Origin of the sequence: Campylobacter sp. 2014D-0216 (genome assembly GCF_014931215.1) — a bacterium.
Taxonomy (GTDB): domain Bacteria; phylum Campylobacterota; class Campylobacteria; order Campylobacterales; family Campylobacteraceae; genus Campylobacter_D.
In genome coordinates, this window is the sequence record NZ_CP063089.1 from 1,378,911 (window position 1) to 1,404,803 (window position 25,893).

Sequence of the window (25,893 nt, forward strand, 5' to 3'; positions counted from 1 at the left end):
TTTAAGAATAAAATTAACACAATTTTGATAATCTTACATTAAATATTAAAATTAAGGAGTAAAAAATGGCAGTTAAAATTACTGATATTTGTATAGCATGTGGTTCTTGTATAGATGAATGCCCAGTAAGTGCGATCGTTGATGATGCAAACAATCCAGAGGGTGAAGATAGATATTATGTTTATGCTGATAAATGTGTAGAATGTGTAGGTCACAATGATCAACCAGCCTGTGCAAGCGCATGTCCAACTGATGGTTGTATTGTGTGGAGTGAAGTTGCTAGCGGACAACCAAGCCGTGACAGTATCGGAAGCGACTTAAGAGATGGATCAACTCCAGTATTTGCTTAATCTATATTTTATGTAAGTATCTTTTTTAAGATACTTACAACTTCTTTTATAAACACTAAATTTTATATAATTTTAAAGCATTTTTTGATATAATTAGCTCTTTTATAAACATAAAACTTATTAAAATTAAGGGGACGATTTTGGAAAAAACACTTTCTATTATTAAACCTGATGCGGTAAAAAAAGGCGTTATTGGTCAAATTTTATCACGCTTTGAAAACAATGGTCTAAGAATAGCAGCAACAAAAAAAGTGCAACTTTCAGAAAAAGAAGCACAAGAATTTTATGCAGTTCATAAAGAAAGACCATTTTTTAAAGATTTAGTAGAATTTATGATCAGTGGTCCGGTTGTGGTTTCTGTTTTAGAAGGCGAAAATGCTGTATTAAAAAACAGAGAATTAATGGGTGCTACAAATCCAAAAGAAGCGGCTCCTGGTACTATTAGAGCAGACTTTGCAGATAGTATTGATGCAAACGCGGTTCATGGAAGCGATAGCTTAGAAAATGCTAAAATTGAAATAGAATTTTTCTTTTCAAAAACTGAAATTTTATAATGAAAATCGCATTTGCAAAACTCAGCTCTGTGGCTTATCCTTTTAAACTAGATCTTGATAATATAGTTTTTGAAGGAACCATCAAAAAAGCCAATCCAAAACTAGCAAAAATAGAAGCTAATTTTAAAGGATTTGCTTATAGAAATTGCGATCGATGTGGCGATGAAATGGAGCTTGAAATCGATCAAAACATTGAGCTTTTTGCAAGTGATGGAATTTTTAAAGATGAAAATAACACTTTAAGCGACACGATGGAATTTTTTGATTCGCATATTGATTTAATAGAACTTGCTACTAGCGAGTTACAATCTTATTTGAGTGATTATTTTTATTGTAATAAATGTTCAAATTAATAAAGGAGTAAAAAATGGCAGTACCTAAGAGAAGAGTGAGCAAAACTCGTGCAGCAAAACGCAGAACTCATTACAAAGTTACCTTACCTATGCCTATTAAAGACAAAGATGGTAGCTACAAAATGCCTCATCGTGTAAATCCAGTAACTAAGGAATACTAAAAACGATGACAAGCATTGCTATTGATGCAATGGGTGGAGATTTTGGGGAAAAACCTATCATAGAAGGCGTAATTCAAGCTCTAAGAGAAAGAGAATTTAAAGCCATCTTAGTGGGAGATCCTCAAAAACTTGAAACCTTAATCCCTCAAGATTTAAAATCATACATAGAATACGAAGAAGCTTTTGATGTATTTGCCATGGAAGAAAATTCCACAGATGCATTAAAAAGAAAAGATAGTACTATTTATAAAGCCATAGATTTAGTAAAAAATCAAAAGGCAAAAGCTGTAGTTTCTGCTGGACATAGTGGCGCTACGATGAGTTTAGCTACATTAAGACTAGGTAGATTGGCAAACATTGCTAGACCAGCAATTGCAACTTTAATGCCAAATATTCATTCAAGAACACTTGTCTTAGATGTGGGTGCAAATGTAGATTGCAAAAGTGAGCATTTATTCCAATTTGCCATTATGGGTGAGGCTTATGCGAAAGAAATTCTAAATATAGCTAAACCTAGAGTTGCATTACTTTCAAATGGTGAAGAAGAATGCAAAGGCAATGAACTTACTAAAGAAACTCACCAACTTTTAAAACAACTTCCAAATTTTGTAGGAAATGCTGAAGGTAGAGATATCTTTAATGGTACTATTGATGTATTAGTATGTGATGGTTTTAACGGAAATATTTTGCTAAAAACAGGCGAGGGAGTTGCAAGTGTTATTACCAAACTTTTAAAGCAGGAAATTCAAAAATCATTTTTAGCTAAACTTGGCTACCTTTTAGCAAAGCCAGCTTTTAACGAGCTAAAAACACATATTGATTATGAAGAGTATGGCGGAGCACCGCTTTTGGGCGTTAAAGAATGTGTTATCATTAGCCATGGTAAAAGTGGACCAAAAGCTATTAAAAATGCAATTTTTCAAGCATTAAATTTCACACAATCAAATATAAATCAAACCATAGAAAAAGAACTTTCTAATTATGAAATCAACTAAAGCTTCCTTAAAAAGTATAGCTTCTTATATCCCAGAAAGAATTCTTAGCAACCATGATTTAGAATCTATGGTGCAAACTAGTGATGAATGGATATTAAGAAGAACAGGTATCAAAGAAAGACGTATCGCAAGTGAAAATGAAAACACAAGTGATCTTGGCACCAAAGCAGCTATTAAAGCTATTCAAAGGGCAAATTTAAACCCTGAAGATATCGATGCAATTATTGTTGCTACTTTAAGTCCAGATTATTTTACCATGCCATCAACTGCATGTAAAATTGCCCATAATCTTGGTCTAAAGAATATCACTGCTTTTGATATTTCAGCAGCTTGCTCGGGTTTTATCTACTTACTTGAACTTGCAAAATCCATGGTTGAAAGCGGTGCTAAAAAAAATGTACTAATCATAGGAGCTGAAAAAATTAGCTCTATTATGGATTATACCGATAGAAGTATATGTGTTTTATTTGGAGATGGTGCAGGTGCAGGGGTAGTATCTTTAGATGATACTTATCCTATTATAGACACTCACACTGCTAGCGATGGGGAATTTGGCGATTTATTAATGACCCAAAGATCACAACAAAGCAGTATTTGCGTTCCGCTTTCAATGCAAATGAAAGGCAATGAGGTATTTAAAATCGCGGTCAATACCTTAAGTAATGATGTGATCGATATTCTTGCTAAAAACAACATCAAAAGCGAAGAAATCGATCTTTTCATACCACACCAAGCTAATCTAAGAATCATTAAAGCTGTACAAGAAAAGCTTAATTTTAAAGATGAACAGTGTGTAGTTACCGTGCAAAACTACGGCAATACTTCAGCTGCTTCAATCCCTATGGCTATGAATGACGCTTATGAACAAGGGCGTTTAAAACAAGGCTCGCTGATACTACTTGATGCTTTCGGCGGTGGATTTACTTGGGGATCTGCACTACTTCGCTTTGGTGGAGAAAATAACAAATAAGTTTTTCTTATTTGTTATTTAAAAGCACCAATTTGATCTAATACTGATTTTCTGGTTTGATTATCTGATGATTCTACTCGGATATAAAACTCTACCCTATTATTCATTTCATCTTCGCTATTATTTGTGAGAGGATAGTTATCGCCAAAACTTACCATAATCAACTGAGCTGGGTTAATATCTTTAGCGATTAAATAATCAGCCACAACCTGAGATCTTTTGCTTGCTAATTCAAAATTTCTTTTTGGATCCTTATCGCTTGCATCAGTATAACCTCTAAGCTCTATTTGTGCTTGCGCGGGCATTCTTTTTAAAACTTCACTAATACGCTTTAAAAAATCTTGCACATCAGCTGAATCAATATCCGTACTACCTCTAGCAAATTCAACTCTTGCAGGTAAATTTAAAACAATATTATTTTCTCTTTGATCTAATGCTGCTTTGAGCTTTTCGATGTTTTCTTGCTGAGTAATACTCAACTTTTTAAGCTTTTCAAGCTCTTCAACATTTGCATTGGAAGGCGCACTGTATTTATTGTGCACTTCGCTTTCTTTTTCCAAAGGACTTGAAGCGGTAAATTCAAAGATTTTTACAAATTCCGTTTTTAAAGCTTCAGTTTTTGCAGGGTTGCTTTCAGAAATCGCCCAAAGGGCAATAAAAAGCGCCAAAAGCAAACTCAAAAAGTCTGCATAAGGCACTGCCCATTTTTCTCCTGCTGGACACTCTGGACACTTGTGTTTTTTACCCATTTTTTAACTCTTATTTGTCAAATTGAGAAATTCTAGGCTCACCTTGTCCAAGGTAGTTAAACAATTTAGCCTCTAAATCTCTAGGATTTGCTCCCTCTGCGATACTTACAATAGCATGAGAGATAACAATTCTTTCTTTAATTAAATCATGCGCATTTGCTTTGATCTTATGTCCCCAAGGACCAAATAAAGCATAAGCACCAAAGATCCCCGTTACCGTTGCGGTAAATGCACCCGCAATACCCGCAGCCATAGCTTGTGGATCATCTAAAAGCTTCAACGCAAGCATAAGCCCCATAACCGCACCAACAAGACCCATTGTAGGACATGTTTCACCAAAACGGATCCAATACTCAGCACACTCTTTGTAGTACTCTTCCATCTCTTCGATTTGAATTTCCATGCTTTCTTTGATTTCTTCTACGCTTTTGCCATCAACCATCATCATCATTGTTTCTTTTAAGAATTCATTGTCAATTTCGTTGGTTTTTGACTCCAAAGCTAAAAGCCCATCTCTTCTTGCTATAATAGAGTATTCTACAAGTTCAGCTATCCTTTGGCTTAAATTAACACCAGTTCCTTTAAATGCAAGTTTTAATTCTTTATAAGCTGCTTTAACAAATTTCTTATGGGTAGCTGTCATCGCACAAAAAGCCGCCGTTGGTATCACGATCAAAAATGAACTTAAGTGCAAAACATGCAAAAGGTTACCACCCTCTAATATATCCCCTACAGAAATACTAACAACAGCTAATACCATCCCAAGTATGGTTGAAAGATCCATTAGTTATTCTCCTTATTTTAATGCGCCCCAATTTTTGGCAATACTTGATGAAGTTTTTAATTTAACTTTTAATTTTACAATATTTTCCATAATATCACTAGCCTTTTTCGCAAATTCCTCGCAAAGTTCATCTTTGACTTCAAAAACAAGTTCATCATGAATTTGTAAAATCAAACGCTTATTTTCATCTAAATCTTTTGCAATTTCTATCATTGCTAGTTTTATTATATCGGCAGCAGAACCTTGAAGTGTAGAGTTAATACTCTCTCTTTCATACATTGCAACATACATCGGCTTTGCATTTTCAAAGTCAAAATAACGCTTACGCCCAAGCAAAGTCTTTATGAAGCCGTTTTGCTTGGCTTCGTTTTTTACTTTTTCAAAATACATCTTAATGCTAGTAAAATTTTCAAAATATTTTTCAATATATTCTTTGGCTAATTTTGCTTCTATTTTTAAATTTTGACTCAAAGTCTTATAACCCATGCCATAAATTAAACCAAAATTAATACTCTTAGCAATACTTCTTGTCTCATAATCACTATGTCCAAAAATCATAATCGCAGTTTTTGCATGGATATCTTCATCATTTAAAAACGCTTCAAGTAATTTCTCATCTTCACTAAAATGTGCCAACATTCTCAGTTCAATTTGAGAATAATCTAGTGAAATAAAGCTAAAACCCTCTTTTGCTACAAAACATGATTTATAATCTTTTGCATACTGACCATGCGCAGGAATATTTTGCAAATTTGGATCTTTAGATGAAAGACGTCCTGTAGCTGTACCTGTTTGCAAAAAGCTTGAGTATATCCTTGAATTTTCATCTTTTTTAGCTAATTTCAACAAAGGTTCACAGTAAGTAGAAACAAGCTTTGCAAGCTCTCTATATGCCAAAATTTCTTTCACGATCGGATGCTCATCTAAGATAGTATTTAAAACTTTCTCATCAGTAGAATACCCTGTTTTGCTTTTTTTACCACTTGGCAATTTTAATTTTTCAAATAAAATATCTCCTACTTGTTTAGGAGAGTTAATATTAAATTTTTCACCTGCTAAGTCATATATTTTTTCGCTTAACATTTTAATATCTTGATTAAAACTTTGCATCAAGCTTTCAAGCTTTTGAATATCAAGTTTGATGCCGTTATTTTCCATCATAATAAGCACCTTGATAAATTCAAACTCACTTTTTTGTGCAAGTTCAAACAAAGATTGCTCTAAATTATGTAAAAAGTATAAATAAAATCTTAAAGTAATATAAGCATCTTCAGCAGCGTATTTGCAAGCTTTTTCTACATCAACCCCTGCAAAGCTTTCTCCTTTTTTTACTAAATCTTCAAAATGCAAAGTCTCATAGTCAAACAATCTTTTTGCCAAATCATCCATATTTACCCGCAAACTTGGTTCTTTAAGCCATGCAAGTATCATGGTATCAGCGTATTTTTTTGGAGGAAGCAAGTTGAAATTGTTTTTTATGATTTCAAAGTCATATTTAAGATTATGGCCTATAACCGTGCTTTGATATATTTTTTCTATACCCTTTTTAGCTACTTGCATAGAAATTTGCTTACAAACTCCTAAATAATCATGTGCAAGTGGCACATAAAAGGCTTCACTTTCATGAAAACAAAAACTAAACCCTACTATCTTAGCTTCTTTGGTATTTAAACCTGTTGTTTCTGTATCAAAAGCGATTATGCTTTGTTCATCAATTTTTTCTAAAATTTCAAATAATTCTTTCTCATCTAAAATTAATCTTGCATTAAATCCTAAATTTTTATCTTTATGCTCTGGATTGGTGCGTAATTTTTTCAATAAAGCATTTAACTCATAATGCTCTAAAATATCCATGATCTTAAGCAAAGGTTCATCTTTTGGATACTCACATTTTAAAAGCATATTTTTCACATCTAAGTCTTCATACAATGAAGCAAGTTTTTTACTCAAAAAAGCATTTTCTTTGCCTTCAAGCAATAAATTACGACTTCTTTCATTGCGCACCAATGTTAAATTTTCATAAATTCCTTCAATGCTTTCAAACTCATCAAGTAAATTTTTAGCCCCCTTAGCACCAATTCCTTTAACCCCTGGGATATTATCTGAGCTATCGCCGCAAAGTGCGAGAAAATCTCTTATCTGACTAGGCTTTACTCCGTATTTTTCCAAACATCCTGCTTCGTTATAATCGTTTTTTGAAATAGGACTATAAATGCTAACTTTGCCATCTTTTATAAGCTGATACAAATCTTTATCTTGGGTGATAATTCTGATAAAGATATCCTTGTCTTTGCACTCTTTAACCAAAGAAGCAATAATATCATCAGCTTCATAGCCTTCACAAGAAAAACTTGAAAAGCCCATTTTTTCTATCATCTGAATACAAATTGGAATTTGAGCAAGCAAGTCAGGCGGAGGGGGTGTGCGGTTGATTTTATAATTTGGATCAATTTCACTTCTAAAAGTTTTTCCTTTGCTATCAAGAGCAAAGATGATCATATCGCTTGGATGCTCACTTTTTAAGCTGTAAACAAAATTCGCAAAACCACTAATCATGTTACTAGGCTCGCCTTTTGAATTTTTTAAACCCTTTAAAGCGTAAAAAAGTCTAAAGAAAAAGCCAAAAGTATCAATTATTGTTAATGTTTTCATTTTTTTCCTATAATTAAAATTAATAATAATTATCGCCCAAATTTATTTAAAAGTCGGTAAAAAATATTAAATTTCCATTTTAGGCATTTTAGATAAAATTATCACTTTTAAAATCAAAACAAAGGTTTAATCTTGCAAACAAAATCAATCGCAGATGAAAATTTTCAAACTCCACAAGGAAAAAAAGCTTTTAAAAAAGCTGTGTTTTCATGTTGGCTAGGAACTGCCATGGAGTATGCAGATTTCGCACTTTATGGTTTAGCTGCAGCTACTATTTTTTCAGAAGTTTTCTTTCCTGAACAAACCCCTGTTATAGCATTATTGCTTAGTTTTGTTACTTATGGTATAGGTTTTATTGCTAGACCTATTGGGGCTTTGTTTTTTGGATACTTAGGTGATAAGTATGGAAGAAAAAATGTATTAATGAGTACTGTTGCATTAATGGGTATTTCAACTACTTTAATTGGCTTTATACCAAGCTATGCAGTAATTGGAATTTGGGCTCCTATATGTTTGGTTATTTTGCGTTTTATGCAAGGCTTTGGTGCAGGTGCTGAGCTTTCAGGTGGAACTGTCATGCTTGGAGAGTATGCTCCTAGTAAACATAGAGGTTTAATCTCTTCTATTATCGCTCTTGGATCAAATAGCGGAACCTTGCTTGCAGCTTTTGTGTGGCTTTTAGTTACAAGTATAGATGATGCTAGTTTTAAAGAATGGGGATGGAGAATTCCTTTTATAGGAAGTATTTTCATAGCACTTTTTGCTGTTTATATGCGTTTAAATGTAAAAGAAACTCCTGTTTTTGAAAAACAAAAAGAATTAATGTTAAAAATTCGTCATGAAAATGAAGCACATATGAAAAAAGATGAAAGAAGTTTTTGGCAAAAAAGTCGTGCATTTTGGACTATGGTGGGTATAAGGATAGGAGAAAATGGACCATCTTATCTTGCACAAGGCTTTATAGTAGGCTATGTAACTAAAATTTTACTTCTTGATAAATCAGTAGCCACAACTGCTGTTGTTATCGCTTCTTTAGTGGGATTTTTAGTTATACCTTTAGCAGGATATTTAAGTGATAAATATGGAAGACGTATTACTTATAGAACATTTTGCTTACTTTTAATGCTTTATGCTTTCCCTGCTTTTATGCTACTTGACAGTAAAAATGAAATTATTGTGATTTTAACTATTATCGTAGGTATGTCTTTGGCATCTTTAGGGATTTTTGGTGTGCAAGCTGCGTGGGGTGTGGAGCTTTTTGGAGCAAAAAATCGCTATACTAAAATGGCACTAGCAAAAGAATTTGGCTCTATACTTTCGGGAGGAACTGCTCCTATGATAGCATCAGCTTTGCTTGCTTATTATGGTACTTGGTGGCCAATAGCCTTGTATTTTGTTATCACCGCAGGAATTGGTTTTATCACAACTTTCTTTGCACCAGAAACTAGAGGCAGGGATTTAAATTTAATAGAAGATGCGATATGATACGCCTTATTTTAGACACTGATATAGGCAATGGCATAGCAGGAGCTAATACCGATGATGGTTTAGCCCTTGGACTTATTTTAGCCTCCAAAGAAATCAAACTTGAAATGATTAGCACTTTAAGCGGTAATGTGCAGGCTTTAACCGCTTATAGTGTTGCTAAAGATTTATTAGACAAGCTTAATCTAGACATACCCTTGTATTTGGGTGTCCATGAGGCCTTGTGCGAAGATAGTCATTTTTGGAGACAAAGACTAGATAAAAGCGTAGAAGAGTTTAAACTTACTCATCTTTGGGATCATATAAAACCTATAAACATCTTAGAAAACATAAATCCAAATGCTTGCATGAAAATGGGTGAGCTTATTATGCAAAATCCAGGTGAAATTTCAATTTGCGCTATAGGACCTTTAACAAATATAGCCATAGCGATGAAACTTTTTAAAGATTTTGATAAAAATGTGAAAGAAATTTTTATCATGGGTGGAAGTTTTGATATGCCTTATCATATCAAAGATACAAATTTTGGCTTTGATCCCGAAGCTGCTAGTATAGTTTTAAACTCAAGAGCTAAGATCACACTTGTTCCTTATAATGCAACAATGCAAACTATGCTCACACATGAAGATTTAAATGCTTTAGAAAACCAAAATCCTCTTTGTGATTTTTTAGTACAGACTTTAAGAATTTGGATTGACTATGCAAGCAAAACAAGAGGTACAAATGGCACATGGATACATGATGCACTGACTATTGCTTATATGCTTGATCCCGATTTAGCAAATTTTGATGAGTATTTAGTAGATGTCATTTGTGATAGTACTTTTGCTAGAGGAAGCACGATAAGATGTTTAAAAGATGCTAAAATGCCAATAAAAAATCATGAATTAAAAAACACCATAAAAGTTTTAAAAGATATTGATAATACTAGACTTTTAAATCTTTTAAAATCAAGGCTTTCAAATGGAATTTGCTATGAAAATTACAAAAGCATAACGACTTAATTTACCCAAGGCTATAAAAATACTTGCTTTAAAAAAAGAATACTTAGCAAATCCAAGCCCTAGCGCGAAAAGATCCCCTACTATAGGTAAAAAAGTAAAAAAAGCATACAAAGAGCCAAATTTTTTAAAGTTTGCATTGATTTTTTCTAATTTCTGCAAAGAACTTTTAAAATATTTTTCTAAAATTTGGCTCTTTCCAAAATAAGCTAACGCATAAGTACTCAAGCTACCCAAAGTATTTCCCAAACTTGCAACAAATAAAATCATACAAATGTTAAAATCTAATTTCACAAGGGCAAGCACAAAAGCCTCACTTGCCATAGGCAAAAGTGTACTAGAGAGAAAACATACTATAAAAAGCCCTATATAGCTTATGTCATTATATAAAAAATCAAACACTACAAACTTTCCACTATGATAAATTTTTGCATATTGTAGTATTTAAATATTATCAAAGTGTTACATAGTATTTTATACAAATGAAAATTATAAATAAAATAATAATATAAATTTAAGAATATATAAATTATGATATTAAATTATAAAAATTTTAAACTTAATACAAAAGGAGTTGGTTTTGGAATTTACTATACTAGTTTTATTAGCAATTTCAATCTTGCTAATACTCATCAAACCAGAAAAAGAAAAACTCATTTTTGGTGTATTTTTGTGCGGTGCTTTGTTAAATTACTTCATGTATTTGGTGGCAAGTTTTGATTCTATTATCCCAAGTGGAAATTGGTAAAGGATAGATCATGGATAGTTTAAACAAAAACGATCAGTATTTTTATTTTTTTATGGCAAGTGCTGTTTTACTTATTTTAGCTATACCTGTAGGCTTTGCAAATATTTATTTGGGTTATATTCACAACGAATCTCCTTGCACACTTTGTTGGTTTGAACGCATTGGAATGATAGTTATTGGTGTTCTTGGAATGCTTATGTTACGCTATGGTCCGCAAATGAAGTATATTGTTTGTGTATTTTTATTTGCTAGTTATGGAATTTACATGGGAATTCGCCACACAGCTAGCTGGTGGCAAAGAGATATTGGCATAGGCTTAGGAGATAAATTAGTCGGAGCGCATACTTATACTTGGGCTGTAGTTGTATACTGGTGTGTTATAGTGGTAATGGGATTTGCTTTACTTTTTATAAGAAAAAATAGCTCTATGATGAGAGATCTTGCAGATAAAGAAATCAAAATTAAGCCATTAAACACTTATGCAAAAGTTGTTATTGTTATATCATTTCTTGTTGTTTGCTCTAATGCCTTCCAAGCTTTGATCATCAATGGTTTACCACCCTATACAGGAAAATCCAACCCCGATCGTTTAACATTTGATATGAATATCATGACTAAAACTTGGACTACAGATGTTTGGAGTAGACTTACCAAATTTAGTCTTTTGGGGAAAAATATCCCTGAAGAAGTTTTCATCAAAGATTTAAGCGAACCAAAAAAGCTAGAATTTGAAAGAAATGCTTCTTTGGGTGCTTTTGAAATTTCAAAAAGTATTGATTTGATCAAGGTTCAAGAAATTTTAATACCGGAATTAAATCGCTTTAAACATATCAATGCCATAGCTTATAATAAAAATAACGATGAATTTGCGCTTGTAAGCAATGAAATGGCAGTATCCTACACTAAAGATTTTAACACCTCAACGGGTTTTGTTTTATTTGATAAAACCAATGGTAATGATATGAGATATATCGTTGATGCTACTTTCATAGGCAATAAATTTATCATTGGTGCAGCAAATAAAACTTTCACAGGCACGGAAAAAACAAATGCTCCTATTGATGAGATGTTAGAGTGGCAAGCCTTTAAAGAAACTAGCAAAGGTATTTCTCCAGCATTTTTCACCAAAAAGAAAGGAGAATGGTATGAGCCTTCTAGAAAATACATATTAACCATTCGATCCAAACAAAACTATGTGCATTCTTATGCTAGCGATGGTGACTTTATGTATCTTATCACTGTTCCTAATCAATTTAGCAAAAAACTTATTTTATCTTATACAAGCACAAAAGATTACTTACTCAGTGGAGAAAAGATACTTGGCGTTGGAGAAAATTTAAAACTCAAAAAAGGACGCGATATCCATGATTATTATATAGTAGGTGCAGACATCAGTCAAGACAAAATGCTGGCACTTAGCTTACGCTATAGCACGCTGCTTGTTATTGATTATCATAATGCAAAAATCATCGATGCTTATGAAATTAAAAATCTTGACAATCCAAAATCTCTAGCCGTTAAAAATGATACTATATATATTTTAGATCGCACCAACGATCAAAAAGATGTGATTAAAATTTACAAAAATCCTCTATAAATTTCCTGTCTTTTGACAGGAAATTAAAATCTTTCAATTCTTAGTAAGCTCTAAGTCTAAATAATACCCCGTATAAGATCCACTTTTTTTATGATTTTTAGCAAGCTCTTCTACACTACCTTTAGCTATAACCTTACCGCCTTTAACTCCACCTTCAGGCCCCATATCGATGATATAATCAGCATTTTTAATCACATCTAAATTATGTTCTATCACAAACACACTATTTCCAAGATCAACTAAATGTTGCAAAACCACAATGAGCTTATTAACATCTTCAAAATGAAGCCCCGTTGTAGGCTCATCTAAAATATAAAGAGTTTTTCCTGTATCACTTCTGCTTAACTCTTTGGCTAGCTTAATACGCTGAGCCTCCCCACCACTTAAAGTAGTCGCATTTTGCCCCAAAGTTAGATAATCAAGTCCAACTTTTACCAAAGTATCAAGCTTTTGTTTTATCTTTGGTACTGAAGTAAAAAATTCACTTGCTTCAATAATACTCATATTTAAAACATCAGCTATGCTTTTGCCTTTGTATTTGATCTCTAATGTTGCATCATTATATCTTTTGCCATTACACACATCACAAGTTACCATTACATCAGGTAAAAAGTGCATTTCTATTTTAATCTCTCCATCACCACTACACTTTTCACATCTCCCGCCTTTAACATTAAAAGAAAAACGCCCTGCTTTATAACCTCGCATTTTAGCTTCTTTGGTAGCTGCAAAAAGATTACGAATTTCATCCATAGCGCCTGTATAAGTAGCAGGATTTGAACGTGGGGTTCTTCCTATAGGACTTTGATCAAGATAAATTACCTTATCAAGTTTTTCTAGTCCTTCTATTTTAGCTCCACTTAGTTTTTTAACTTTTTTAGCACGGTTTAATTCTTCTTTTGCAAATGGAAGCAAGGTTTGTAAAATCAGCGAACTTTTACCACTTCCTGAAACCCCTGTAATTGCCACAAGATTATGTAGTGGAAAATCTACGCTTAAATTTTGAATATTATTAATACTCACATCTTTTAAACTAATAAAGTCTTTTTGCTCTCTGTTTTTTTGATGAGCAATTTGTTTTTTACCACTCATATAAAGTGCGGTTTGACTTTTACTTTTGAGCAATTCTTTATAAGTTCCACTAAATACAACCTCACCACCAAATTTACCAGCATTTGGACCAATATCTACGATAAAATCTGCCTCTTCTATGGTCATTTTGTCATGTTCAACCACGATTAGAGTATTACCCTTTTGTTGAAGATTTCTTAGGGTTTTTATAAGTTTTGCAGTATCTCGCTCATGTAAACCTATGCTTGGTTCATCTAAAACATACATCACCCCACTCAAGCCACTACCAATTTGAGATGCTATACGAATTCTTTGCGCCTCGCCTCCGCTAATGGTTCTTGCATCACGCCCTAAAGATAAGTACCCAAGTCCCACATCATAAAGAAAAAATAACCTTTCATTAATCTCTTTAAAAATAGGCTTAGCTATCAATCTTTCTTGTTCGCTTAAATACGCAAAGTTAGCTTCTTTTGAAAAAAAAGTAGTGGTATTTTCTATACTCATATCTAAAATTTCACCTAAATTTTTATCCGCTACTTTCACAGCCAAACTTTCAGCTCTTAAACGATGACCATTGCAATCTTTACAGATTTTTTCACTCATATACTCACTAAGATCTTTTTCATCTTTTAACATTTCATAAGCATATTTAACCGCACCTTCAAATTTACGGCTTAAACGATGTCTTTTCCATAAAAAGTTAATTTCTTTTGCATTACCATAAAGTACTAAACGCTTTTCCTCTTCACTTAACTCATTATATGGAATTTTTACCCTGATATCATTTTGCTCACAAAAAGCCATTAAAAACTTATAATAATAACTTTTATTAAACCCGTATAATAGCTTTACAGCCCCTGCTTCTAAGCTTAATTCTTCATTGATAAGCTTTTTCATATCCAATGTATATCTTATACCAAGACCATCACAACTTGGACACGCACCTTTGGGAGAATTAAAAGAAAAACTCAAAGGCTCAAGCAAAGGAAAGGAAATTTTGCAATCAAAACAAGCATTATGTTCACTATAATGAAAATGTTTAGGTATGCTTAATTCTTCATTATTTAAAACTTCAATTTCTACTTCACCAAAACTCTCGCTAAGTCCTTTTTCTATATCACTTGCAAGTCTTGCTAGCATATCATCTTGTACTTCAAGCCTATCTATCACAAGCTTTATCGTATGTTTTTTAGTTTTAGCAAGCTCAATATCTTCATCAAGGCGTGTCAAAACTCCATCAATTTGCGCTCTAACATAGCCTTTTGCGACTAAATTTTCTAAAAGATCTGCAAAAGTCCCTTTTTTTTCTTTAATCAATGGTGCATAAATGATGATCTTTGCTCCCTTTGGAAGTTTTAAAATTTCTCCCACAATATCTGCTGCACTCATAGATGAAATTTTTTGTCCACATTGGTGACAATGTTGCACCCCTACTCTTGCATATAAAAGTCTTAAATAGTCATAAATTTCAGTAATAGTCCCAACAGTAGAACGAGGATTTTTAGAAGTTGTTTTTTGATCAATGGCAATAGCAGGAGTTAGGCCTTCTATTTTATCAACATTTGGCTTGCCTACTTTATCTAAAAACTGTCTTGCATAAGCACTTAAACTCTCAATATAACGGCGTTGACCTTCTGCATATAGCGTACCAAAAGCCAAAGTCGATTTACCACTACCGCTTAATCCTGTAAATACAATAAGTTTATTTTTAGGAATTTCTAAGTTGATATTTTTAAGATTATTTTCTTTTGCTCCAATTATATTAATAGTATCATTCATCACTTTTCCTAAATATTCAAAAATAAATTTAAGATTTTAACATAAGAACCGTTAAAATATTTTCTTTTTCTTCAAGCAAAAATAAAACTCACTTAAGTTAAATATAAAAAATTATATATATAATGATTATCAAAATTATTTTAAAGGATACATAATGAAATTTTCAAAAATTGCACTCTTAGGCTTTTTTGTAGCAAGTTCTGCCCTAGCGCACCAATTTTTTCCCATGCAAACTGACAATGGATACAAAGTAGGATTTTGGGCTGATGATCATTGGGGACAATATCAAGTTGATAGAGTATTTGGGATTAGCGCAAAAGACTCTCATGGCAAAGCCTTAAAAGCAGGTTATGACTATACAAACAATACCATATTCATAGATGGAAAAGCTTCTGTAGCAAGCATGAATTATGATTTTGGATATTACACATTTACAAAAGATGGAAAACACTATGCACAAAAAAGATCTGAACTAACTGATGTTGCAGGTGCAAATGAAATCACACAAACAAGAAAAATTTACAAAATGGGCAAAAGTATTTTTGCTTGGGATGATGGCTCCAAAAAACCTTTAGGTTTAAAACTTGAAATCATTCCTTTGCAAAATCCTTTAGTGCTACACCAAGGAGATAAACTAAAAGTACAAGTATTACTAGATGGAAAACCTATTCAAGGGGTTGAATTTGAAGATCAAAATGACGATATTGATCATATCACTACCAACGCTAAAGGCATAGCCACCCTTACGCTAACTCAGCCCAAAGATGGCCTACAAATCATCGCAGCAAATGTTAAACTGCCTTATCATTTAGATCGATATGGAGATACTTTACAACTCACAACAACGCTTAGTTTCCATTCTAAATAACTTTCTTAGTCAATGTCATATTTTGATATTGACTAAAACCATGTTACATTTTGTAATATATTAAATTTTTATTTATTTTACATCATAATTAAACCTCATTCTACGATACACTAAAAAAACCAAAAACACAAAGGATACAAATGAATTTTACCAACAAAATATTATGGTTTTTTGTTGCTATTATTGGTGCTGTATGTTTTGGCATACTAGCACTGCAAAATGGCGAGAGCATTTCGGCTATTTATCTTGTAATTGCTGCTTTGTGTATTTATATCATAGGATATAGATTTTATGGCAGATATATTGCATATAAAGTGTTACAACTAGATCAAAACAGGGCAACACCTGCGGTTGTAAAAAACGATGGATGTGATTTTGTCCCGACTAACAAAATTGTTCTTTTTGGACATCATTTTGCTGCTATTGCTGGAGCTGGACCTTTGGTAGGACCTATACTAGCTACACAAATGGGCTATTTACCTTCCATGCTTTGGATCTTAATAGGCGGGGTTTTAGCTGGTGCGGTTCATGATTTTGTAGTTTTATTTATATCCACACGACGCAATGGAAAATCTTTAGGAGAAATGATCAAAGATGAATTAGGAAATTTCATCGGCGCAGTGGCTATGATCGCTATTTTTGGAATCATGCTGATTATCATTGCGATTTTAGCTATGGTAGTTGTCAAAGCCTTAGCCGAATCTCCTTGGGGTTTATTTACCATTGCAATGACTATTCCTATTGCTATATTTATGGGAATTTACATGAGATTTTTAAGACCTGGTAGAGTTGGCGAGGCTTCTATTATAGGTTTTATACTACTTATACTTGCTATTCATTATGGTAGTGAAATTGCTGCTGATCCTTATTGGGCGAAAATTTTTACTTTTGATGCGCCAACTCTAGCACTTATCATGATGGCTTATGGTTTTATTGCTGCGATTTTACCTGTTTGGTTTTTGCTTGCTCCCAGAGATTATTTATCCACTTTTTTAAAAATTGGTGTTATTGTGGTAATGGCTTTAGCCATAGTATTTGTCGCGCCTGATTTGCAAATGCCAAAAATCAACCACCAATACCTAGATGGCAGTGGGCCTGTATTTGCTGGAGCGATATTTCCATTTTTATTTATCACTATTGCATGTGGAGCAATTAGCGGTTTTCATGCTTTAATATCTAGCGGAACAACTCCTAAAATGCTTGAAAATGAAACTCATGCACTAGCTGTTGGCTATGGCTCTATGCTTATGGAAAGTGCCGTGGCAATCATGGCATTAATTTGTGCTTGTATTTTACACCCTGGACTTTATTTTGCTATAAATGCGCCTGCTGCTACCATAGGTGTAGATGTTGTAAATGCCGCTGCTACCATTTCTAGCTGGGGTTTTACAATAAATCCTGAAGAAATCAGCACTCTTACTGCCAATATAGGCGAACAAAGCATACTCTCAAGAACCGGTGGGGCACCAACTTTTGCCGTAGGAGTTGCACTAATTTTACATGAGCTTTTTGGCGGGGTAAACTTAATGGGATTTTGGTATCACTTTGCCATTTTATTTGAAGCTTTGTTTATCTTGACTGCTGTTGATGCTGGTACAAGAGCATGTAGATTTATGGCACAAGATATCTTAGGCAATGTTTATAAACCTCTAGGAAACCTCAATAGTACTTTTGCAGGGATTTTCGCAACGGCTTTAAGTGTTGGTGGATGGGGTTATTTTCTTTACCAAGGAGCGATAGATCCAAAAGGTGGAATTTACTCTCTATGGCCGCTTTTTGGGGTAAGCAACCAAATGCTTGCAGGCATGGCTTTACTTTTAGCAAGTGTGATTTTATTTAAAATGAACAAAGCTAAATATACTTGGATCACTCTTATACCTGCAACTTTTGTTTTAATCGCCACTCTTTATGGAGGTATTCAAAAAATTCTACCTTATAAAGAAGGTGACTCTATTCATAATGCTATAAGCCATGTAGCAGCTGTACAAATAAATAATCAAAAAATACAAGATTTAAATTTAAATTTAAAACTAACTCAAACCAAAGATGAAGCAACCATAGAACAAATCAAGAAAGATATCAAATCAGCCTCTCAAGCTAAAAATTCAAATCTAATCAACGCGATATTATGCGTATTTTTCATGATCACTACTTTGCTTGTGATACTCTCTTGTATTGGAATTTTCTTAAAAATCATCAATATTCCTTTAAAAGAAAGTCCTTATATCGCACTAAAAAAGGAGAAAATGTGATCAAAAAACTCAAAACCTGGTATGAAAAATCTGAAAGATTTTTTCATCCTTTGGTTGGGGTGGCAAGCTATGATAAATATCTTGAACACATGAAAGAAAATCACCCCAACATGCCTTGTAAAACAAGAAAAGAATTTTTCAAAGATTTTCTTGAAAAAAAATACAATAACGCACTAGGAAAATGCTGATAAATACAAAAAGAGTAAAGTTTTACTAATACAAACAATGATTTTTGGTGAAAACCACCAAAAATCTAAGCATATTTTTTTGCAAAAGCTTTCATAAATTCACTTAATCTTTCAACTTTTTCAAGACTAATTGAATTATAAATACTCGCACGAATTCCACCTAAAATTTTATGTCCTTTAAGACCAATCATACCATTTTCTTCAGCCTCTTTTACAAAAACTGGCTCTAAATTTCTATCACGAATAATATTAAAGCTAACATTCATCAAAGATCTATCTTCTTTTTTAGCATGTCCTTGGTAAAAACCCTCGCTACTATCAATCACATCATACAAAAGTTTAGCTTTTTGTATATTTTGCTCATTAATTTTGTCTAAACCACCTTGACTTAAAAGCCATTTCATTTCAAGATTAAACATATATATAGCAAAAGTTGCAGGTGTATTAAATAAAGAATCATTTTCAGCATAAACACTGTATTTTAACATACTAGGTATGTTTTTACTTTTGCTACGCTCTATCATATCTTTGCGGATAAATGCACAAGCAAGACCTGAAATACCCGCATTTTTTTGCACCCCACCAAAAAGCATAGCAATATTGGAAAAGTCTATCTTTTTAGAGAAAAAATCACTAGAAGCATCAATAATCAAAGGGCTTTGGGTTTTTGGATAGCTTTTGTATTGGGTTCCATAGATAGTATTATTTGAGCAAATATAAGCATAGTCTGCATTATCGCTAAATTGAAACTGAGGAATATGATCAAATTCACTTTCTTGACTATTTGCAACAATTTTAACATTCACTCCTAAAATTTCAGCTTCCTTGATAGCTTTTTTAGTCCACACTCCCGTATTAGCAAATTCACATACTCCACCCATATATAAATTCATAGGAATCATAGCAAACTGTAAACTAGCTCCACCTTGCATCAAAAGCACTTCATAATCATCACTTACACCATAAAGCTCTTTAGCCATTTTAATCGCATCAAAATGCACTTGCTCAAAAACCTTACCACGGTGAGAGACCTCCATAATAGAAAATCCTTTGCCATGGTAATCATACAAATGTTCCCTAGCCTCTTTTAACACCTCATCGGGTAGATTAGAAGGGCCTGCGCTAAAATTCATCACTCTCATTTTTTCTCCTTTTATAGTATTTGCGCTTCTTTGCTCTCATTTATAGAACAAAGCTTTACAATATCTCCTTTTTTTAACTTTTTAAGTGAAATATTTTTACCATCTTTTTGGATATTGATCAAATTTTGACTTTTATCAAAGAAATTTTTGTGCTGATTTAAAAGCTCTTCAAAATTATCTAGCCTATTCTCATAATTTAGTAATTTCAATTTTAAAACACCTTTTAATTGACTTCGTAAAAAATCAAGTTTTTGCTTTCTAAGAAAAAAAGCATTTTCTAAAGATTTTGCCTTGGCTAAATTTTGCAAATAATCGATTTTATTTTGATACAATTTAAGATGATTAAGCATTTGATCTTTTAAACGCGCATTAAGCTCATCAAGCCCCTGTTCTAGACTTAGCTTGTTTGGAAAAATCATATCAACAGCTGCGCTAGGAGTTGGTGCTCTTAAATCTGCCACAAAATCACTAATAACATAATCAATCTCATGCCCAATCGCAGAAACAATAGGTGTTTTTAAAGTAAAAATACACCTTGCAAGCTCTTCATCATTAAAACAAAACAAATCCTCTCTACTTCCACCACCTCTTGCTAAAATGATCGCATCTAGATTGTATCCATCTGCTTTTTTTAAAGCATTGATTAAAGAAATTGGGGCGCTAAGTCCTTGAGTGAGAGCATTAAAAACTGTAATCTTACAAAGATTGTATTCTTTTTGTGAAATTAGCTTTAACATATCTTGCAAAGCTGCTGAAGTAAAAGAAGTAATGATGCCTATTTTTTTGGGAAATTTTACAATGCTTTTTTTGGCATTTACATCAAACAACCCTTCTTTTTCAAGTTTTTCTTTTAGTGCCAAAAATTTAGCTTCTAAATCTCCAAGGCTTGTTTTTTGCATACTTTTAGCAATAAACTGATACCTACCGCTTGCCTCATACAAACTTACATAGCCTCTAAGATCAAGCATATCACCTACTTTGGGTTTAGCTTGTACAAACTGATTAAAACCTTTAAACATCACACAAGCAATGCTTGATTTTTCATCTTTTAAATCAAAATACCAATGCCCTGAACTGTGAATGGTGATTTTAGAAATTTCCCCACTAAGCTCTATATCATCAAGATGAAACTCTAGTAAACTCTTAGCTTTTAGGTTAAGTTCTGAAACTTTCATTTTTTTCTTGCAACAAACATAGAACAAACACCAAAACCAAAGCTTTTATACTCTAGCATTTCAAAATGTTCGCTCAATTCTTCGATAAAATCTTCTTTGCTTAAAAAATCTTCTATGGAATTTGGTAAATATTCATAAGCACTATAATTTTTACTGATAAAACCACCTATCTTTGGCAAAATATTTTTCAAGTAAAAATCTCTACAAGCTGCTATAAAACCACCTTGTTCTCTTTTGGTAAATTCAAGTACTAGCAAAATTCCATGCTTCTTCAACACTCTTGCAAATTCTTTTATAGCTTCTTTTCTATCCACCACATTTCGGATACCATAACTTATGCTTATAATATCTGCACTTTCATTTTCAAGAGGAAGTTCTTGTGCTTTTGCTTGTATAAAAGCCGCTTCAGGAATTTTCTTTCTAGCAACCTCAAGCATACCCGCACTTGGATCTACTCCTTTTATGCTAGTAATGTTTTTTTGCGCTTTAAAGGCTTGATTTTTCCACTCTATAATCATATCGCCTGTACCACAAGCCACATCAATAATATCTAGCTCATTCTTAGAATACTTAAAAACACTCAAACATGCTTTTTTTCTCCAGCTTACATCGCTTCCAAAACTTAAAATTCTATTAGCTTTATCGTAAGTTGGTGCTATATCATCAAACATTTTAACTATTTTTTCTTGTTTTTGCATGTTTTTCCTAACTGTATATTTTTAATTTTTTTGTGATTTTATTAATTTTTTTCATTATTTTTTTATCATGAAAAATCAAACCCACATCGCTACAAACAAAATAAGATTTCAACTTGTTTATATTTTTTTCTTCAAACATAGTTGCAAAATAACATAATAAAAATTTTATTCTCTCTATTTCCTCATCAAGATTGCTGTGAGATTTTACAATTTTTTTCTTTAAAAAAACTAATTCTTTTCTCAATTTAAATGCTATAAGACGCTTTAAAATTTGCTCCTTAGCACCTTGGTAAAAATCGTGTTCATTTTTTAAAATAAATTCCAAATCCAACATCACACTGTGTATTTTTAAATCACTTAAAATAAAAACATATCGCTCTAAATCCAATGCATGTATTTGAGTTATATCAATTTGTTGTTTTAAATTTACAAAATAATGCTTAAGCTTACTTTGTATACTTGCTTCAAAAAGTGTAGTAAAAAGATCAAAAAAGATATTAATTTGACTCAAACTTGTATAAAATTGTTTTAAATTTTCAACATTCGCTTTTTGTAGAAATTGAATTTTTTCTTTTTTAAATCTTTTAAACAACACAAAAAGCAAAATTTTTCCCGCTTTGAAGCTTTGAATTTGACTAGGAAAATGTAAACTAATCTCTTCTTGTTTATCCAAAATTTTAATACATCTTGCGCTATCAAAAATCTTAGAAAAGTCTCCATATAAAGCCAGATTTTTGCTATAAAAATTTTCATCTTCACTAATTTCTTTATAAGTTTTTAAAAACAAAGGAGGATTAAATTGTTTTGCTTTTTCAAAAGTAGGAAAAACTGCTTTTAGTATCGTTAAATCTTGCAAATTACCTTTAAATCGATAAAGATAAAAGGAATTTCCTGATAATTGAAAGCTAATTCTTGTTTTATTAATTACCTTTGTTAAAGATCTTTTGTATTGTTTTTTAAATTCCTTTTTTGAAAGCTTACGTGTTTTTTTGTCTAAAATATCATGTAGCTTATAAAGTGAAAATTGAAAGTAGTTTTGATTTATCTTTTTATATTTAACATCACAAAAAGGACTTATACGCGTAAAAAACACACGTATTTTGTCCTTAGAATAAGAAATTTTTTCTTCTTGTAAAATTTTTATAAAGTCATTATTTTCAACTAAAAAACGTCTTTGGACTTCACAAACCATTATTTTTTACAAGCTTTACAACCATTAACATAAGCAAATACACCTAAATAATCAATAATATTTCCGATTTTTTTCTCAAGGTCTTCTTGGTATTTATTAATCCCGCTATCCTCATAACATACATCTTCAATATGATTGCATTTGCTACAAATAACATGAATATGTGGATACTCATAAATATCATAACAAGTTTTTTGATTTGGTGTATTGATTTCTACTACTAAGCCTTGCTCTTTTAAAGTGTTTAAATTTTTATACACTGTGGCCAATGAAATAGAAGGATATTCTTCTTTGATACTTTCGTATAATGATTCAATATTTGGGTGTTCATGGCGTTTTAAAATTTTTAAAATACAAAGTCTTTGCGGAGTAGCTTTTAAATCGCAATTTTTTAACATCTGAATAAGTTCCATAGTCATTTTCTCCAATATTTTTTACATAGTATAACGATTTTTATATAAAAAAATAATTATATTAAAAGATATTTTTTATCTTTTAATAAAGTTTTACTTTCTGGCACAAGGAAGCAACATCAAGCTCTAGAGATTTTTCTACCTCATTAGTTTTACCATGAGTGATAAAACAATCTTCAAATTCAAAGCTTACTAGCTTAATATGATGAAGTTTTTCTTTTTGCAAGAAATCTGCGATCAAGCTTCCTACCCCACCTATTCTAGCAGTATCTGAAAACACATACCAAGTTTGTGTGCTATTTGCTAATTCTTTTAAAAGCTCCTCATCTAAAGGTTTGGCAAAGATCAAGTCTACTAAAGTAGCATACTCAAAGCCTAATTCATCTAAAACCATTTTTGCTTTTGCAACTCCTTGTCCAAAACCTAAAAATACTTTATCGCTTTGCGCTTTAGACAAAATTTGTGCTTTAGCAAGCTTTATCTCACATGGGCTAAAATCATTATCTAATAAAAAATTACCCCTAGGATAACGAAAAGCAAAAACCCCTTGATGAAAATAAGCATATTCCATGATTTTTTCCATCATCATTTCATCTCTTGGTGCAGCCAAAGTGATATTAGGTATAGCACTTAAGAAACTAACATCAAAAACCCCTTGATGTGTTTCTCCATCTTCTCCTACAATCCCTGCTCTATCCATAGCAATCACAACATTTAAATTCATAATCGCACAATCATGAATCACCTGATCATATGCTCTTTGCATAAAAGTACTGTAAATTGCTATAAAGGGTTTAAACCCTTCTTTTGCCATAGCTGCCATAGAAGTAACCGCATGTTGTTCTGCTATAGCTACATCCCAAAAACGTTCGGGGTATTTTTCTATCAGTTTATCAAGTCCAGTGCCACTTGGCATAGCAGCAGTTACTCCAACAATATTTTCATATTTTTGAGCCAACTGCAACAATGTATTGGAGAAAATTTCTGTTGCACTTTTTTTATTTATACTACCTTTTAAGCTTTCTCCACTACTTTTATCAAAAGCACTTACTCCATGCCATTTTGCATTTTTTCCCTCAGCTAGTGCATAACCCTTGCCTTTGATAGTTTGTGCATGTACCACACAAGGTTTATTCATAGCTTTTGCTTGATTGAGCGCATTAATCACTTCATTAAGATTATGTCCATCGATAGGCCCAATGTATTCAAGCCCTAATTCTTCAAACAAAAGTCCAGGTGTGATAAGCCTTAAACCCTCTTCAAAACGCTTTGCCATATAAGAAGCACCTTGAGGAAAATACTCTAAAAGATTTTCAATGCGCTTTTTAAATTTTTGATAAAACTGCGTTGCCATTGCTTGAGATAAATACTTAGAGATAGCTCCAATTGGCTTGGAAATACTCATTTCATTATCATTTAAGATAATTACACATGGGTACTCTCTATCACCAAGCTCATTTAAGGCTTCATAAGCCATACCTGCACTTAATGCACCATCGCCTATTAACACCACTGGCACACGATCTTCATTTTTTAATCTTATAGCTTTACAAGCTCCAACCGCTAAAGATATAGAAGTACTTGAATGACCCGCTACAAAATAATCCCCTTCATCAGGCTTGGTATAACCGCTTATACCATTAAACTGCCTTAATGTGTGAAAGTTATCAATTTTACCGCTTAAAAGCTTGTGTGGGTAAGACTGATGTGAGACATCAAAAATAAAAGGATCTTTTTGAACATGAAAAACATAATGCATACCTATGCTAAGCTCTACAACTCCTAAATTAGAGCTTAAATGCCCACCATTTTTACTCACTGTATCAATGATAACTTCACGCAAATGAGAAGCTAGGTTTTCTAACTCTTTAATTTGCATATTTTTAAGGTCTAAATTGTTAAAATCTATCATTCATTAACCATATTTTTGATTTTTTGCAAACGATTATTAAGGTTTGACTCTATATTTCCTGCATCACTTAATATCAAAATACTCCCTTTATTAATCGCATCATCAAGACTAAATTTAATATTACTTGGTTCTTGCAGGTGTGCTTTAACATAATCAAAATCATCAGGGTTTAATTTTAACTCTATTTTGGTTGCATTTTTAAGTTCACCCATAAGTTCTTTTGCCAAATTTAAAGCTATAAGAGAAGAATTTTCTTCTAATTCTTTGGCTATTACTTCTTTGGCTATTACCACCGCAGTGTCTGCTAATTCTTTTTCGTTTTTAGATAAAAACTCATTTAAAGTTTGCACTGTATTTTCGAGTTTTTCCACGCTTTTTAAGTATTTTTCCTTCAAAGCTTCTAATTCATTTTCAAAATTCTTTTGCGCTTCTTCATAACCTTCTTTGATAAATTTTTCTTTTGCATGTTCTAATTCTGTGTTTAAGCGGTTATTAAATTCAGCTTCTTGGCTTTCTATTTGCATTTGAAGTTTGATGATATTTCCTGACATTTCATCAGTTTTTTTAAGTAAATCTTCTACAAAATCGGGTTGAATTTGTGGTTGTGATACAACCTCTACATTTTGAATTTCTTCTGTTTGCGGGGTATTTGTAGAAGATGTTATTTGTGTTTGAACCTGGGCTTCTTCTGCTTTTGGCTCTTCATTAGAGTTTACTTCACTTATAACTTTAAAATGATAACCCTCAACTACATGAGATGAGATGTTATCAGGTGAGATCACATTGGTTAATTTAGCCATGCTT

General features: G+C 32.4%; 25 protein-coding genes. 13 read left to right on the forward strand and 12 right to left on the reverse strand.

Features of this window, described 5'->3' with window-relative positions; all coding sequences use genetic code 11:
* Nucleotides 1-65: 65 nt before the first annotated feature.
* The 6 genes from A0083_RS06930 to A0083_RS06955 all read left to right on the forward strand — a co-directional run bounded on the left by A0083_RS06930 (nt 66) and on the right by A0083_RS06955 (nt 3,383).
* Entirely contained in the window at nt 66-350 is a 285-nt protein-coding gene (locus tag A0083_RS06930) for a ferredoxin, 4Fe-4S (protein ID WP_043020167.1), read from the forward strand.
* 140 nt (nt 351-490) lie between these two features.
* Nucleotides 491-904: a nucleoside-diphosphate kinase gene (gene ndk / locus A0083_RS06935; RefSeq protein WP_039664506.1), complete on the forward strand. Its 414-nt coding sequence runs from the start codon at nt 491-493 to the stop codon at nt 902-904.
* The gene (locus A0083_RS06940) at nt 904-1,257 is read left to right on the forward strand and encodes a hypothetical protein (RefSeq protein ID WP_197553024.1); all 354 of its coding nucleotides are present in this window, start codon (nt 904-906) and stop codon (nt 1,255-1,257) included. Before ndk ends, A0083_RS06940 begins: the two co-directional genes overlap by 1 nt.
* 14 nt (nt 1,258-1,271) lie before the next feature.
* Nucleotides 1,272-1,418: a 50S ribosomal protein L32 gene (rpmF, locus tag A0083_RS06945; protein ID WP_012662034.1), complete on the forward strand. Its 147-nt coding sequence runs from the start codon at nt 1,272-1,274 to the stop codon at nt 1,416-1,418.
* A gap of 5 nt (nt 1,419-1,423) precedes the next feature.
* A complete protein-coding gene (gene plsX / locus A0083_RS06950; protein WP_043020168.1) occupies nt 1,424-2,413 on the forward strand; it encodes a phosphate acyltransferase PlsX in 990 nt (329 codons plus the stop codon).
* The gene (locus tag A0083_RS06955; protein ID WP_120760011.1) at nt 2,400-3,383 is read left to right on the forward strand and encodes a beta-ketoacyl-ACP synthase III; all 984 of its coding nucleotides are present in this window, start codon (nt 2,400-2,402) and stop codon (nt 3,381-3,383) included. Before plsX ends, A0083_RS06955 begins: the two co-directional genes overlap by 14 nt.
* A 14-nt stretch (nt 3,384-3,397) precedes the next feature.
* Here the strand turns inward: A0083_RS06955 and motB are convergent, their stop codons facing one another.
* Genes motB through polA form a run of 3 tightly spaced genes read right to left on the reverse strand, consistent with a single transcriptional unit; the run spans nt 3,398 to nt 7,568 of the window.
* Nucleotides 3,398-4,132, reverse strand: coding sequence for a flagellar motor protein MotB (motB, locus tag A0083_RS06960; RefSeq protein ID WP_120760012.1), 735 nt, complete (start codon nt 4,130-4,132; stop codon nt 3,398-3,400).
* Nucleotides 4,133-4,142: 10 nt separating this feature from the next.
* The gene (gene motA / locus A0083_RS06965) at nt 4,143-4,916 is read right to left on the reverse strand and encodes a flagellar motor stator protein MotA (RefSeq protein ID WP_197553026.1); all 774 of its coding nucleotides are present in this window, start codon (nt 4,914-4,916) and stop codon (nt 4,143-4,145) included.
* A 12-nt stretch (nt 4,917-4,928) separates the two neighbouring features.
* Entirely contained in the window at nt 4,929-7,568 is a 2,640-nt protein-coding gene (polA, locus tag A0083_RS06970) for a DNA polymerase I (protein WP_197553028.1), read from the reverse strand.
* A 129-nt stretch (nt 7,569-7,697) separates the two neighbouring features.
* On the opposite strand from polA, the gene A0083_RS06975 reads away from it, so the two are divergent.
* Together A0083_RS06975 and A0083_RS06980 are read left to right on the forward strand one after the other, a co-directional pair.
* Nucleotides 7,698-9,053, forward strand: coding sequence for an MFS transporter (locus A0083_RS06975; RefSeq protein ID WP_197554657.1), 1,356 nt, complete (start codon nt 7,698-7,700; stop codon nt 9,051-9,053).
* Entirely contained in the window at nt 9,053-10,057 is a 1,005-nt protein-coding gene (locus tag A0083_RS06980; RefSeq protein ID WP_197554659.1) for a nucleoside hydrolase, read from the forward strand. Before A0083_RS06975 ends, A0083_RS06980 begins: the two co-directional genes overlap by 1 nt.
* Here the strand turns inward: A0083_RS06980 and A0083_RS06985 are convergent.
* Nucleotides 10,013-10,456: a YqaA family protein gene (locus A0083_RS06985; protein ID WP_197553030.1), complete on the reverse strand. Its 444-nt coding sequence runs from the start codon at nt 10,454-10,456 to the stop codon at nt 10,013-10,015. The genes A0083_RS06980 and A0083_RS06985 overlap by 45 nt on opposite strands.
* A gap of 178 nt (nt 10,457-10,634) precedes the next feature.
* Between A0083_RS06985 and A0083_RS06990 the strand changes: the two genes are divergently transcribed.
* Nucleotides 10,635-10,802 carry a hypothetical protein gene (locus tag A0083_RS06990; RefSeq protein WP_172586665.1) on the forward strand — a complete coding sequence of 56 codons (168 nt, stop codon included), beginning with the start codon at nt 10,635-10,637 and terminating at the stop codon, nt 10,800-10,802.
* A gap of 10 nt (nt 10,803-10,812) precedes the next feature.
* The gene (locus tag A0083_RS06995) at nt 10,813-12,399 is read left to right on the forward strand and encodes a disulfide bond formation protein B (protein WP_197553032.1); all 1,587 of its coding nucleotides are present in this window, start codon (nt 10,813-10,815) and stop codon (nt 12,397-12,399) included.
* Nucleotides 12,400-12,432: 33 nt separating this feature from the next.
* On the opposite strand, the gene uvrA is transcribed toward A0083_RS06995, so the two are convergent.
* Nucleotides 12,433-15,249, reverse strand: a complete 2,817-nt coding sequence (gene uvrA, locus A0083_RS07000) for an excinuclease ABC subunit UvrA (protein ID WP_197553034.1) — start codon at nt 15,247-15,249, stop codon at nt 12,433-12,435.
* Nucleotides 15,250-15,403: 154 nt separating this feature from the next.
* Between uvrA and A0083_RS07005 the strand changes: the two genes are divergently transcribed.
* The 3 genes from A0083_RS07005 (at nt 15,404) to kcuS (ending at nt 18,557) form a co-directional block, all read left to right on the forward strand.
* Nucleotides 15,404-16,117: a DUF4198 domain-containing protein gene (locus A0083_RS07005; protein ID WP_120760023.1), complete on the forward strand. Its 714-nt coding sequence runs from the start codon at nt 15,404-15,406 to the stop codon at nt 16,115-16,117.
* Nucleotides 16,118-16,257: 140 nt separating this feature from the next.
* Nucleotides 16,258-18,369 (forward strand): carbon starvation CstA family protein, encoded by a 2,112-nt coding sequence (locus A0083_RS07010; protein WP_197553036.1) that lies wholly within the window; start codon nt 16,258-16,260, stop codon nt 18,367-18,369.
* Nucleotides 18,366-18,557, forward strand: coding sequence for a KCU-star family selenoprotein (gene kcuS, locus A0083_RS07015; protein WP_143297922.1), 192 nt, complete (start codon nt 18,366-18,368; stop codon nt 18,555-18,557). Before A0083_RS07010 ends, kcuS begins: the two co-directional genes overlap by 4 nt.
* Before the next feature lie 65 nt (nt 18,558-18,622).
* Here kcuS and serC read toward each other — a convergent pair whose 3' ends face one another.
* The 7 genes from serC to fliH form a co-directional block, all read right to left on the reverse strand.
* Nucleotides 18,623-19,699 carry a phosphoserine transaminase gene (gene serC / locus A0083_RS07020; RefSeq protein ID WP_197553038.1) on the reverse strand — a complete coding sequence of 359 codons (1,077 nt, stop codon included), beginning with the start codon at nt 19,697-19,699 and terminating at the stop codon, nt 18,623-18,625.
* 11 nt (nt 19,700-19,710) lie between these two features.
* Complete coding sequence (xseA, locus tag A0083_RS07025; RefSeq protein WP_197553040.1) at nt 19,711-20,874, reverse strand: exodeoxyribonuclease VII large subunit; 1,164 nt, start codon at nt 20,872-20,874, stop codon at nt 19,711-19,713.
* Complete coding sequence (gene ubiE / locus A0083_RS07030; RefSeq protein WP_197553042.1) at nt 20,871-21,572, reverse strand: bifunctional demethylmenaquinone methyltransferase/2-methoxy-6-polyprenyl-1,4-benzoquinol methylase UbiE; 702 nt, start codon at nt 21,570-21,572, stop codon at nt 20,871-20,873. The genes xseA and ubiE overlap by 4 nt, the downstream gene beginning before the upstream one ends.
* Nucleotides 21,573-21,579: 7 nt before the next feature.
* Nucleotides 21,580-22,764: a hypothetical protein gene (locus A0083_RS07035; RefSeq protein ID WP_197553044.1), complete on the reverse strand. Its 1,185-nt coding sequence runs from the start codon at nt 22,762-22,764 to the stop codon at nt 21,580-21,582.
* Nucleotides 22,764-23,177 (reverse strand): peroxide-responsive transcriptional repressor PerR, encoded by a 414-nt coding sequence (gene perR / locus A0083_RS07040; RefSeq protein WP_087699633.1) that lies wholly within the window; start codon nt 23,175-23,177, stop codon nt 22,764-22,766. The genes A0083_RS07035 and perR overlap by 1 nt, the downstream gene beginning before the upstream one ends.
* Nucleotides 23,178-23,259: 82 nt before the next feature.
* Complete coding sequence (dxs, locus tag A0083_RS07045) at nt 23,260-25,089, reverse strand: 1-deoxy-D-xylulose-5-phosphate synthase (protein ID WP_197553046.1); 1,830 nt, start codon at nt 25,087-25,089, stop codon at nt 23,260-23,262.
* Nucleotides 25,086-25,889: a flagellar assembly protein FliH gene (gene fliH / locus A0083_RS07050; protein WP_120760038.1), complete on the reverse strand. Its 804-nt coding sequence runs from the start codon at nt 25,887-25,889 to the stop codon at nt 25,086-25,088. Before fliH ends, dxs begins: the two co-directional genes overlap by 4 nt.
* Nucleotides 25,890-25,893 lie beyond the last annotated feature (4 nt).